Raw genomic sequence first — 12,095 nt, 5'->3', positions numbered from 1 at the left:
TGAACCACCGTTCGATTTATGGCGATTTGGTGATTGCGCCAGCGAAATCGACTCCGTAAATAGAGCCCACCTTTCCGATCCCCGCGCGCCCTTCTGTTGGGCCGCAATACAACATCAAAGCCCATGACCGCACGGATCGAACGACCGCTCTCACCACACATGCAAGTGTACCGTTGGACGTTGACGATGGCGCTGTCCATCATCCATCGCGCCACCGGTATCGCCCTCTATGTCGGAACCCTGCTGCTGGTCTGGTGGCTGATCGCGGCGGCCTCCGGCCCCGCCGCCTACGCGCACGTCCAGGCCTTCGCCGGCAGCATCATCGGACGGCTGATCGTGTTCGGCTACACCTGGGCGCTGATGCATCATATGCTCAGCGGCATCCGGCATTTCGTCTGGGATCTCGGCTACGGCTTCAAGGCCAATGAGCGGGAAGCGCTGACCTGGGGCGCCCTGATCGGGGGCATCGCGCTGACGGTGCTGATCTGGATCATCGCCTATGCGATCGGAGGTGGACGATGAGCGCAACCGATACGCCGAAGCGCAGCATGCGCACCCCGCTTGGCCGCGTCCGCAATCTCGGCGCCGCGCATTCGGGCACGTCCGATTTCTGGCGCCAGCGCATCACCGGCGTCGCCATGACGCTGCTGATGATCCCGGTGCTGGTGATCATCATGATGCTGCTCGGCCGCAACCAGATCGGCGCTGCGCAGATTCTCAGCTCCATTCCCGTCGCGGTGATCCTGCTCCTCTTCATCTTCGCCAGCGCCTGGCACATGAAAATCGGCATGCAGGTGGTGATCGAGGACTACGTCCATAACGAGAAGCTGAAGCTCATCTCCATCATGCTCAACAACTTCTTCTCGGTCGCCGTGGCGCTCGCCTCGACCTACGCGATCCTGAAACTGTCATCCGGAGTGTAACCCATGGCCACTACAACGAATGGCTCGGGCAACGGCGCTCCCGCCACCAACGGCAAAGCCTATCCGATCGAAGACCACACCTATGACGTCGTCGTGGTCGGCGCCGGCGGCGCGGGCCTGCGCGCCGTGGTCGGCTGCAGCGAAGCGGGCCTGCGCACCGCCTGCATCACAAAAGTGTTCCCGACCCGCTCGCATACGGTTGCAGCGCAGGGCGGCATCTCGGCCGCGCTCGGCAACATGCACCGGGACGACTGGCGCTGGCACATGTACGACACCGTGAAGGGGTCGGACTGGCTCGGCGACCAGGACGCGATCGAATACATGGTGCGGAACGCGCCGGAAGCCGTCTATGAGCTCGAGCATTGGGGCGTGCCGTTCTCGCGCACCGAGGACGGCAAGATCTATCAGCGCCCGTTCGGCGGCATGACCATGGACTTCGGCAAGGGTCAGGCGCAGCGCACCTGCGCGGCCGCCGACCGTACCGGTCACGCGATGCTGCACACGATGTACGGCCAGTCGCTGCGCCACGCGGCCGAGTTCTTCATCGAGTTCTTCGCCATCGACCTGATCATGGACGACCAGGGCGCCTGCCGCGGCGTGATTGCGCTCAAGCTCGACGACGGCACGCTGCATCGCTTCCGCGCCCAGACCACGATCCTGGCCACCGGCGGCTATGGCCGCGCCTATGCCTCCTGCACCTCGGCGCACACCTGCACCGGCGACGGCGGCGGCATGGTGCTTCGCGCCGGCCTGCCACTGCAGGACATGGAATTCGTCCAATTCCACCCGACCGGCATCTATGGCGCGGGCTGCCTGGTCACCGAGGGCGCGCGCGGCGAAGGCGGCTATCTCGTCAACTCCGAGGGCGAGCGCTTCATGGAGCGCTATGCGCCGTCGGCGAAGGACCTCGCCTCGCGCGACGTCGTCTCGCGCGCGATGACGATCGAGATCCGCGAGGGCCGCGGCGTCGGCAAGAAGAAGGACCACATCTTCCTGCACCTCGACCACCTCGATCCCGCGGTGCTGGCCGAGCGGCTGCCCGGTATCTCCGAATCCGCAAAGATCTTCGCCAATGTCGACGTGACGCGGGAGCCGATCCCGATCGTGCCGACCACGCACTACAACATGGGCGGCATTCCCACCAATTATCACGGCGAAGTGCTGACCAAGAAGGACGGCGACGACAATGCTGTGGTCCCCGGCCTGATGGCGCTCGGCGAAGCCGCCTGCGTTTCCGTGCACGGCGCCAACCGCCTTGGCTCCAACTCGCTGATCGACCTCGTGGTGTTCGGCCGCGCTGCGGCGCTGCGCTGCGCCGAGAAGCTGACGCCCAACGCCGAGCAGCCGGAGCTGCCGGCGAACTCGGCCGAGATGGCGCTCGGCCGCCTCGACCATTACCGCTACGCTTCCGGCGGCACGCCGACGGCGAAGCTGCGCGAGGGCATGCAGCACGTGATGCAGAACAACTGCGCGGTGTTCCGCACCGGTGAGGTCTTGAGCGAAGGCCAGAACCTGATCGCGAAGGTCCACAGCGGCATCACCGACATCGCGGTGTCCGACCGCTCGCTGGTGTGGAATTCGGATCTCGTCGAGACGCTCGAATTCGACAATCTGATCTCGCAGGCGGTGGTGACGATGAACTCGGCCGCCAACCGCACCGAGAGCCGCGGCGCCCATGCGCGCGAGGATTTCTCCGAGCGCGACGACAAGAACTGGATGAAGCACACGCTGGCCTGGCTGGACGATTCCGGCAAGGTCAAGATCGACTACCGCCCGGTTCACGACTACACCATGACCAACGACGTGCAGTACATTCCGCCGAAGGCGCGGGTGTATTGATCGAACAGCGAAGGCCCTATCGAAATGGTTGAATTCGCACTTCCGAAGAACTCCAAGATCAGCGGCGGCAAGACCTGGCCGAAGCCTGCGGGCGCGACCGAGCTCCGCGAGTTCAAGGTCTATCGCTGGAATCCGGACGACGGCAAGAATCCGAGCGTCGACACCTATTATGTCGACACCAATGATTGCGGTCCGATGGTGCTGGACGGCCTGATCTGGATCAAGAACCACATCGACCCGTCGCTGACCTTCCGCCGCTCCTGCCGCGAAGGCGTCTGCGGCTCCTGCGCCATGAACATCGATGGCCAGAACACGCTGGCCTGCACCCGCTCGATGCACGACGTGAAGGACGGCGCGGTGAAGATCAATCCGCTGCCGCATCAGCCCGTCGTGAAGGACCTCGTCCCCGATCTCACCAATTTCTACGCGCAGTACGCCTCGGTCGAGCCGTGGCTGAAGACGACCTCGCCGACGCCGCAGAAGGAATGGCGCCAGAGCCACGAGGACCGCGAGAAGCTGGACGGCCTCTACGAGTGCATCCTCTGCGCCTGCTGCTCGACCTCCTGCCCGAGCTATTGGTGGAACAGCGAGCGCTATCTCGGCCCCGCCGCGCTGCTGCAGGCCAACCGCTGGGTGTCCGATTCGCGGGATGAAGCGACTGGCGAACGGCTCGACAATCTCGAGGACCCCTTCCGCCTCTACCGCTGCCACACCATCATGAACTGCGCCAAGGCCTGCCCGAAGGGCCTCAACCCGGCCGAAGCCATCGCCGAGCTCAAGCTCAAGATGGTCGAGCGCCAGATCTGAGACGAATGTTCCCGCCCCCGGCCGGGCCGGCCGGGGTATTCTGCGATCGCAGTCAATTTGAGCAGAATTTTCTCCAACCCGCTGCGCGCGCAAGTTTTAGGTCCACAACCAGCGGTTTTCGCATAAGCTGCTTCCTTCCCTGCGCGAGATTCAGTTAAGCTCGCGCCAGGGACCGGAGCGACTGTGCAGAGGGCGCAACGCAACTCGCTGAGGCTGTTGCAGTGGATGATGGCGGCATCCCTGGCGCTGCCGGTTGCGCTATTCGTCATTGCGGCCACGATCTCCTACACATCGACGAATGACATCGCCGACCGCGAGATCGAGCGCACCCTCGACGTCGCGCATGAGCATGCGCTGAAGGTGTTCGAGACCATCGACCGCAGCCTTGCCGAGCTCAACGAGGTCGTGCGAAACCTTTCCGACGATACCATCCGCGCGCGCGAGCCGGCTTTGCACCGTCGCCTGAAGCGGCTGACCGATTCGCTGCCGCAGCTCAAATCGGCCTGGATCTTCGATGCGGACGGAAAAGCGCTGGTCAACAGCCTCGCCTCGCCGCCACCGGCGCTGAGCTTTACGGACCGCGATTACTTCTATTCCCACATCGACCAGAGCATCGGCACGTTCATCGGCATGCCGCTGACGCCACGCCCGCCCTATCAGGGCGCGCGCTTCTTCAGCGTCAGTCGCCGCCGCGATTCCGACGACGGCAACTTCATCGGTGTGATCCAGGCCTCCGTCCTGCCCGAATATTTCGAAAGCTTCTATGCCAGGATCGGCTCCGATCCCGGTAGCTTCTTCGCAATGGGGCGTGCCGACGGCGCCGTGCTCGCGCATTTCCCACGGCTCAACCACGACCTGCGGCTCGACCCGGGCGGCCCGGTTGGCCAGCAGATTGCCGGCCAGCCCGAGCGTGGCCTGATGACCATCGGCTGGCCATCGGACGGGATCGAGCGCCGCATTGGCTACCGGCGCATCGCCGAATATCCGATCTATGTCAGCGCCGGGCTCGAAACCTCGGCGATCCGGGCACGCTGGTTCGCCACCATGGGCCAGCATCTGGTGTTCGGCATTCCCGCCACCGCGCTGCTGTTCCTGCTGCTCGCCTTCGCATTCCGCCGCACCCAGCATCTTCAGGCCGAGGCCGCAGCGCGGCGCGAAGCCGAGGACGCGCTCAAGCACAGCCAGCGCCTGGAGGCGCTCGGGCAGCTCACCGGCGGCGTCGCGCACGACTTCAACAATCTGCTGACGGTGATCCGCGCCTCGGTCGACCTGCTGAATCGCCCGCAACTGACGGAGGAGCGGCGGCAGCGCTACATCACGGCCATCGCGGACGCAGTCGCACGCGCCGCCAAGCTGACCTCGCAGCTGCTCGCCTTTGCGCGACGCCAGACCCTGAAGCCAGAGGTGTTCGACGTCGGCCAGCGCATGCAGTCGCTGCACGACATGCTGGCAACGCTGCTCGGGCCCGCCATCGAGATCGTCACACGGCTGCCGGCCGAGCCCTGTCTCGTCAATGCCGATGCCGGCCAGTTCGAGACCGCACTGATCAACATGGCGACCAACGCGCGCGATGCGATGCAGGGCAAGGGCAGGGTCATCTTCGAGGTCGAGACCGCGACGACCATTCCGGACACGCCGGCTCCTGTCTCCGGCAACCACGGCTTCGTCCGCGTCACTGTCCGCGATACCGGGATCGGCATTCCCGCGGCGCGACTCGGGCGCATCTTCGAGCCGTTCTTCACGACCAAGCAAGTCGGCCACGGCACCGGTCTTGGCCTATCCCAGGTGTTCGGCTTCGCTCGGCAATCCGGCGGCGAGGTGACCGTCACGAGCGAGGTGGGGCAAGGCAGCACCTTCTCGCTCTATCTGCCGCGCGTGCCGCCGGACCTGCGGTCGCAGCGGCTGGCGCCGAACACGGCGCCGGCGGTGGCCGGCAGCGGCATGTCGGTGCTGGTGGTCGAGGACAATATCGAGCTCGCCAATTTTGCCGCCGACGGCCTCACCGAGCTCGGCTACAACATCACGCTGGTCGACAATGCGACCGATGCACTTGCTGAGCTCATCGTGGACGCCAATCGTTTCGACGTCGTGCTCTCGGACGTGGTAATGCCCGGGATGACCGGGCTCGATCTGGCGCAGGCGGTCCGCGACCGCGGCATCGGCGTGCCGGTGGTGCTGACCACGGGCTACAGCCAGGCCCTGTCGCAGGATGGCGCTGCCGGCTTCGATCTCGTGCAGAAGCCGTATTCGATCGAAGAGCTGTCGCGCGTTCTGCACCGGGCCGCACGGCTGCGACGTGTGCGAGATGGCGCCGCCGAATGATTCGGCTGGGAACCGAAGGGAACCGGTTGATTTCCTTCGCGTTGTCCGCCCATGCACAAGCCCGCCGTGAAGCGCGAACAGGGCGAGAAGCCGCCCATTGTCGAGATCAAAGGCGAGAACGGCGATGAAGTGGCACCGCCGCCGCCTCCCGAGCTGCTCGAACCCGACCCCGAACTATCACCCGAGGAAGCCGAACAGGTCCGCAAAGATTATCTGCTGACGCGCTTCTGGATCAGCGCGCGCGACTTCTGGGGCCGTAACGGCGATCGTCTCGCCTGGCCGTTCTCGATCGGCCTCGGCGTGCTGATCGTCCTGACCGTCTGCTTCCAATACGGCATCAACGTCTGGAATCGCGCCATCTTCGACGCCATCGAGCAACGCGATGCGACGAGTGTCTTCCATCTCAGCGCAATGTTCTTCCCGCTCGCGATCGGCAGCATCGCGCTCGGCGTCGCCCAGGTGTTCGCGCGCATGAGCATTCAGCGGCGCTGGCGCGCCTGGCTCACGGCAAGCGTGCTGACACGCTGGCTCGCCAACGGCCGCTATTATCAGCTCAACCTCGTCGGCGGCGACCACAATAATCCCGAATACCGCATCGCCGAGGATTTGCGCATTGCGACCGACTCACCGGTCGATTTCCTCGCCGGCGTGACGTCGGCGCTGCTATCGGCCGTGACCTTCATCATCGTGCTCTGGACCATCGGCGGCGCGCTCACCGTCACGCTCGGCGGCTCAAGCATCACCATTCCCGGATTCCTGGTGATCGCCGCGATCCTCTACGCCGCGATCGCCTCCAGCTCGATCGTGGTGATCGGCCGCCATTTCGTGCAGATCTCCGAAGACAAGAACCAGGCCGAAGCCGATTTCCGCTACACGCTGACGCGCGTGCGCGAGCACGGCGAGAGCATCGCGCTGCTCGGCGGCGAAGAGGAGGAACGCGATGGCATCGACCGCAATTTCACCAGCGTGCTTCGGCAATGGGCGCGCCTGGCCGGACAACACATGCGCACGACGCTTGTCTCGCAGGGCTCCAGCCTCGTTGCGCCCGTGGTCCCTCTCCTGCTCTGTGCGCCAAAATTCCTCGACGGCAGCATGACGCTGGGTCAGGTGATGCAGGCGGCCTCCGCCTTCACCATCGTGCAGAGCGCGTTCGGCTGGCTGGTCGACAATTATCCGCGGCTTGCCGACTGGAACGCCTGCGCGCGCCGCATCGCCTCGTTGATGATGTCGCTCGACGGCCTCGAGCGCGCCGAGCAGGGCGATGGCCTTGGCCGCATCCAGCGCGGCGAGACCGGCAATGACGCCATGCTGGAGTTGAAAGACCTTTCCGTCACGCTCGACGACGGCACCGCGGTGGTCGGCGAGACCGAAGTGGTGATCGAACCGGGCGAGCGGCTTCTGGTCGCGGGCGAATCCGGCACCGGCAAGAGCACGCTGGTGCGCGCCATCGCCGGCCTCTGGCCGTGGGGCGGCGGCAGCGTCAATTTCCATCCCGACCGGCGGCTGTTCATGCTGCCGCAGCGGCCCTACGTGCCCTCGGGATCGCTGCGCCGCGCGGTCGCCTATCCCGGCGCCGCCGACGACTGGACGATCGAGGAGATCGGCCAGGTCCTGCGCAAGGTCGGTCTCGCTCACCTCAAGGAGAAGATCGAGGAGGAGGCGCCGTGGGACCAGACCCTATCGGGCGGCGAGAAGCAGCGTCTCGCCTTTGCGCGGCTGTTGCTGCACAGCCCCGACATCGTCGTGCTCGACGAGGCCACATCCGCGCTCGACGAGAAGAGCCAGGACAAGATGATGAAGATGGTCACCGACGAGCTGCCGAAGGCGACCATCGTCAGCGTCGCGCATCGCGCCGAGCTGGAGGCCTTCCACAGCCGCAAGATCGTGCTGGAGCGCCACAAGAGCGGCGCCAAGCTCGTCAGCGACGTCGACCTGATCCCGCGCAAAGGCAAGCGCAAGCTGCTCGGCCGCATCCTGCGCCAGCGCATGGCTCCGCCGAAGAAGGCGGCGTGAAGGCCGTAGCCCGGATGGAGCGCAGCGCAATCCGGGATAGGTCCCCCAAACGCGAGAATCCTGGATTACGCTACGCTCCATCCAGGCTACAACCCGCCGTTGGAGTCCTCATCAAAACCGGCTATGCATGCGCCGCTTGCAACGAGGACCGCCTGCTTGACGACCGACAACGCCCCTTCGTCCGCGCCGTTCGGCGCGTTTGCGCCGAATGCGGCGCAGGCCGCGCTCATTCGCCTCGCCCAACAGTCTGGGCTGAAGCGCGGCGCATTCCGGCCCTGGATGTCGCGACTGGTCAACCTGCTGCGCGGCGGTCCGGTCGACGTGCAGTATCAGGGCGCCTCGTTCCGCTTCTATCACCAGGGCAGTGCGACCGAGCGCGGCGCACTGTTCAACCCCGACTACAATCTCGACGAGCTCGATTTCCTGCGTCAGCACACCCCGGCGGGCGGCACGTTCGTCGACGTCGGCGCCAATGTTGGCACGTTTGCGCTGGTGATGGCGCGGCAGGTCGGCACCAAAGGCAAGGTCGTTGCGATCGAACCGCATCCGACGACATTTGCGCGACTCGCGTTCAATCACGCCGCATCGAAAGCGACGCAGGTGCGCCTGGTGCAGGCCGCGGCAGGCGACAGCGACGGCGAGCTGATGATCGAGAGCGGCGGCGGCAATCTCGGTGCCACCCACGTCGTCACCGGCGCCGTGAGCGCCGATGCCATCAAGGTCCCATCACTGCGGCTGACGCGCATTCTCGACGAAGCCGGCGTCACGCAAGTCGATTCGCTCAAGATCGACGTCGAGGGCTTTGAGGACCGCGTGCTGATCGGCTTCTTCCGCGACGCGACGAAATCGCTGTGGCCGCGCGCGGTCGTCATCGAGCACCTGTCACAAAACGAATGGCAGCAGGATTGTATTGCCGACATGGTCGCGCGCGGCTTTGCCATCGCGCGCAAGACGCGGAGCAATACGTTCCTGTCGCGCTGACAGGGACGAACAGCGGAGGTTGCGATGATTGATCACATGGGATTCTCAGTCTCCGACTATGAGCGCGCCAAGGCGTTCTACGCCAAGGCGCTGGCGCCGCTCGGCTACAGCCTGATCATGGAAGTAACGGCAGAGCAGACCGGGCACGCCGCGGCCGCAGGCTTTGGCGCCGACGGCAAGCCCGATTTCTGGATCGGCGGCGAAGGCGCGATGAATAAGCCGGTGCACGTCGCCATTCACGCCAAGGACCGTGCCACGGTGGACGCGTTCTACAAGGCGGCAATCGCGGCGGGCGGACGCGACAACGGCCCGCCCGGCATCCGCCCGCATTATCATGCGAACTACTACGGAGCGTTCGTGCTCGACCCCGACGGGCACAACATCGAGGCCGTCTGTCACGCACCGGAATAAGCCGCGTTCCACACCACGCGAAAAGGGAACATTGGCACGGCATCATCGTTATTGTCCTCTGGACAATTGATTACGAAGATGCCGATGCCAATCGAGCCGCCCGAGATTCCGCCGACAACACCGGGGACTCCGACCGAGCCGCCTCCTGGAATTCCGCCGGGCAATCCGCAACCCGACATCACGCCGCCGATGCACGAGCCTGGCGAAACACCGCGGCCGGATGAATTGCCGCCGCACGTTCCCGAAGAGATTCCACGACGCGGGCCGAACGGACCGCTCACGCCCAATCCTGCGACGGACGCACCTTCGCCGCGGGATCACACGTGAGGGCGAGCCATCACATGTGGGGCGATTGCAACCTGCGTCTGAATGCGCAATGAACGTCGTCATAGTGAGTTGATTTGCGTGCAGAAATAAATCGGGCCGCGACTGCTTGGCCCGCCACATTCCGGCCTAACGCGTAGCTGTTCATCCCAACACTTCGTCAAAGAACCTTCCCGGGGAAGTTCACCACCATGACCAACCTTCGTTTCGTGCTGCTTGCAACGACGGCTCTGACCGCGATGCAATTCGCAAGCTCCGCATCGCATGCGCAAAGTGCGCCGCCGCTCGTCGTCGCACAGGCCCAGCCACAAGAGACGGGCCCTGACGGAAAACCGAAGCAGCCGCCGAAGGGACCGCCAGCGGCCGCGCCGCCCGCGCGCCCGACCACACCGCCGCCAGCGGCTGCACCGCCGCATCCGCCCGCCGCGCCTCCGCCGGCGGCCGCACCGCCGCGCCCGGCAACGCCGCCACCGCCGTCGCCTCCACCTGCGGCCCGTCCGGCTCCGCCGCCGCCACCTCCGCCGCCTGCCGCACCGAAGCAGCCTTCACCGCCGCCGGCTGCGGCCCCGCAGCAGCATGCGCCGACGCCGCCTCCTCCGGCACCGCCTGCAGCGCGTCCGTCTCCCACGCCGCCACCCCCGCCGCCTGCCGCGAAGCAGCCTTCGCCGCCGGCCGCGGCTCCGCAGCAACACGCGCCCACACCACCGCCGCCTGCGGCTCGCCCAACTCCGACGCCGCCGCCCCCGGCAGCGGGTCCCGCAGGGCGGCCCGCGCCTGCGCCCACGGCGACACCCCCTGCACCGGCAGCAGCGCCCACGGCTCGTCCGGGCGCTCCTGCCCCGGCGACCACACCGACACCGACTCCCGCGCCGACTGCGACCCCCGCCCCCGGCAGCACGCCCGCGGCTCCGCCGCCGGGCCGCCCGGGCGCGCCGTCGCCCGGCGGACGTCCCGGCACGCCTCCGGCTGCAGGATCACCGTCGCCGGCTCCAACGGCCACGCCGGCACCAGGTGGCGGCACGCCGACGCCGCCGCCCGGACGTCCCGGTGCAGCACCGACGCCTGCTCCCGGCGCAACCCCGGGCGCGACGCCGACCCCTGGCCCTCAGGGTGGGACGCCGCCTGCGGGCGCGCCCGCTGCCGGAACTCCGGCTGCGCCGCCCCAGGCCGGCGGCCTCCCGCCTCGGCCTCCGGCTCCAGCCGGCGCAGCAGCACCGACCGTCGTGCCCGGCACGCCGGCCGCAGCGCCGCCGCCGAACCGGGCGCAGTACGCTCCGCCCACGGTTGCGCCAGCCTTCCGGGCCGCACCGACGGTCGCAGCACCCTTGCCGCCACCGCCGCGTCCGCCGCAGCGTGACCTGACGCCGCTCGCGGTCGGTGCAGGCGTGGTGGCTGGCGCCGTGATCGGCGCCACCATCGCCGACCTCCACAACCAGCGCCGCGAGGTCGTCGAAGGCGGCCGCACCGTCTACACCGAACCGGACCGCATCATCATCCGCGATCCGGGTGGGCAGGCCTATGTCCGCGGCAACGATCTCTATCGCTTCCGCTACGGTGCCCGCGACATCCGCACCGACACTGTCGGCGGCGAGACCCGCACTGTCGTGGTCCGTCCCGACGGCAGCGAGGTGATCACTGTGGTCGGTGCAGACGGTTCGCTGCTGCGGCGAATCCGCAGGGATCCCGGCGGGCGCGAGATCGTCATCATCGACAACAGCTACCGCGATCCGCGCGCGGTCGGCGGCTTCTATGTCGACGTGCCGCCGCCGGTCGTGAACATTCCCTATGATCGCTACATCGTCGATGCCGAGGAGGCGTCGCCGGACGTGATCTACGCGACCATGCAGGCACCGCCGGTGCAGCGGATCGAACGGCGTTATTCGCTCGACGAGATCCGCTACAGCCCCAATGTTCGCATGCAGATGCCGAGCATCGACGTCAACACGATCAACTTCGAGACGGGATCGTGGACCATCCCGCCGGACCAGGCGGCCCGGCTGCAAGTGATCGCCGACGGCCTCAACCAGGCGATCCAGCGCAACCCGCGCGAGGTTTTCCTGATCGAGGGACATACCGACGCGGTCGGCAACGACGTCGACAATCTGTCGCTGTCGGACCGCCGTGCGCAGTCTGCGGCCGAATTGCTGACGCAGCAGTTCAATGTACCCGCGGAGAACCTGACGTCGCAGGGCTACGGCGAGCAGTACCTGAAGGAGCAGACGCAGGGGCCGAGCCTGATCAACCGGCGCGTCACCATCCGCCGCATCACGCCGCTGCTCAACGGCGGCCAGGCCTCGCTGCCGCCGCCCCCGCCCGGCACCGCGCCGCCGCGCTGAGACGGGACCACAAACGCAAATGGCCGGGAGCGATCCCGGCCATTTTTGTTTTGAGTAATCGCGCGCGAGGTTGCGGCACGGCGCGAACTCGTAGGGTGGGCAAAGGCGCACTAGCGCCGTGCCCACCACCACGGCAATT

10 protein-coding genes are annotated in these 12,095 nt (G+C 66.6%); all 10 read left to right on the top strand.

The genetic code is table 11. From position 1 onward, the window contains the following. The first annotated feature begins 123 nt into the window (after positions 1–123). Positions 124–522, top strand: coding sequence for a succinate dehydrogenase, cytochrome b556 subunit (gene sdhC / locus LRP30_RS00620; protein ID WP_128930604.1), 399 nt, complete (start codon positions 124–126; stop codon positions 520–522). Further along, positions 519–923, top strand: coding sequence for a succinate dehydrogenase, hydrophobic membrane anchor protein (sdhD, locus tag LRP30_RS00615; RefSeq protein ID WP_128930603.1), 405 nt, complete (start codon positions 519–521; stop codon positions 921–923). The genes sdhC and sdhD overlap by 4 nt, the downstream gene beginning before the upstream one ends. Positions 924–926: 3 nt before the next feature. Next, positions 927–2,762, top strand: coding sequence for a succinate dehydrogenase flavoprotein subunit (gene sdhA / locus LRP30_RS00610; protein ID WP_091882929.1), 1,836 nt, complete (start codon positions 927–929; stop codon positions 2,760–2,762). A gap of 24 nt (positions 2,763–2,786) precedes the next feature. Further along, positions 2,787–3,569 (top strand): succinate dehydrogenase iron-sulfur subunit, encoded by a 783-nt coding sequence (locus LRP30_RS00605; RefSeq protein WP_060734471.1) that lies wholly within the window; start codon positions 2,787–2,789, stop codon positions 3,567–3,569. A gap of 183 nt (positions 3,570–3,752) precedes the next feature. Further along, on the top strand, positions 3,753–5,891 hold the full coding sequence (locus tag LRP30_RS00600; protein WP_249759023.1) for a hybrid sensor histidine kinase/response regulator: 2,139 nt from the start codon (positions 3,753–3,755) through the stop codon (positions 5,889–5,891). Positions 5,892–5,942: 51 nt separating this feature from the next. Continuing rightward, the gene (locus LRP30_RS00595; RefSeq protein WP_249759022.1) at positions 5,943–7,904 is read left to right on the top strand and encodes an ABC transporter ATP-binding protein/permease; all 1,962 of its coding nucleotides are present in this window, start codon (positions 5,943–5,945) and stop codon (positions 7,902–7,904) included. 156 nt (positions 7,905–8,060) lie between these two features. Then, positions 8,061–8,885, top strand: a complete 825-nt coding sequence (locus LRP30_RS00590) for an FkbM family methyltransferase (protein ID WP_249759021.1) — start codon at positions 8,061–8,063, stop codon at positions 8,883–8,885. 24 nt (positions 8,886–8,909) lie between these two features. After that, the gene (locus LRP30_RS00585) at positions 8,910–9,296 is read left to right on the top strand and encodes a VOC family protein (RefSeq protein ID WP_249759020.1); all 387 of its coding nucleotides are present in this window, start codon (positions 8,910–8,912) and stop codon (positions 9,294–9,296) included. 84 nt (positions 9,297–9,380) lie between these two features. Continuing rightward, positions 9,381–9,623, top strand: a complete 243-nt coding sequence (locus LRP30_RS00580; protein WP_128930597.1) for a hypothetical protein — start codon at positions 9,381–9,383, stop codon at positions 9,621–9,623. Between the two features lie 188 nt (positions 9,624–9,811). Then, positions 9,812–11,956, top strand: coding sequence for an OmpA family protein (locus LRP30_RS00575; protein WP_249759019.1), 2,145 nt, complete (start codon positions 9,812–9,814; stop codon positions 11,954–11,956). The last annotated feature ends 139 nt before the right edge of the window (positions 11,957–12,095 follow it).

The organism is Bradyrhizobium sp. C-145, from assembly GCF_023375135.1.
Classification (GTDB): Bacteria; Pseudomonadota; Alphaproteobacteria; order Rhizobiales; family Xanthobacteraceae; genus Bradyrhizobium; species Bradyrhizobium zhanjiangense.
Note: the sequence above shows the minus strand (reverse complement) of the source record. Positions and strands in the feature narration are given on the sequence as shown.

Excerpts from the sequence above, each read along its gene's own strand:
- sdhC (WP_128930604.1), top strand. The coding sequence starts at position 124 with ATGACCGCACGGATCGAACGACCGCTCTCACCACACATGCAAGTGTAC.
- sdhD (WP_128930603.1), top strand. The coding sequence starts at position 519 with ATGAGCGCAACCGATACGCCGAAGCGCAGCATGCGCACCCCGCTTGGC.
- sdhA (WP_091882929.1), top strand. The coding sequence starts at position 927 with ATGGCCACTACAACGAATGGCTCGGGCAACGGCGCTCCCGCCACCAAC.
- LRP30_RS00605 (WP_060734471.1), top strand. The coding sequence starts at position 2,787 with ATGGTTGAATTCGCACTTCCGAAGAACTCCAAGATCAGCGGCGGCAAG.
- LRP30_RS00595 (WP_249759022.1), top strand. The coding sequence starts at position 5,943 with ATGCACAAGCCCGCCGTGAAGCGCGAACAGGGCGAGAAGCCGCCCATT.
- LRP30_RS00585 (WP_249759020.1), top strand. The coding sequence starts at position 8,910 with ATGATTGATCACATGGGATTCTCAGTCTCCGACTATGAGCGCGCCAAG.
- LRP30_RS00580 (WP_128930597.1), top strand. The coding sequence starts at position 9,381 with ATGCCAATCGAGCCGCCCGAGATTCCGCCGACAACACCGGGGACTCCG.
- LRP30_RS00575 (WP_249759019.1), top strand. The coding sequence starts at position 9,812 with ATGACCAACCTTCGTTTCGTGCTGCTTGCAACGACGGCTCTGACCGCG.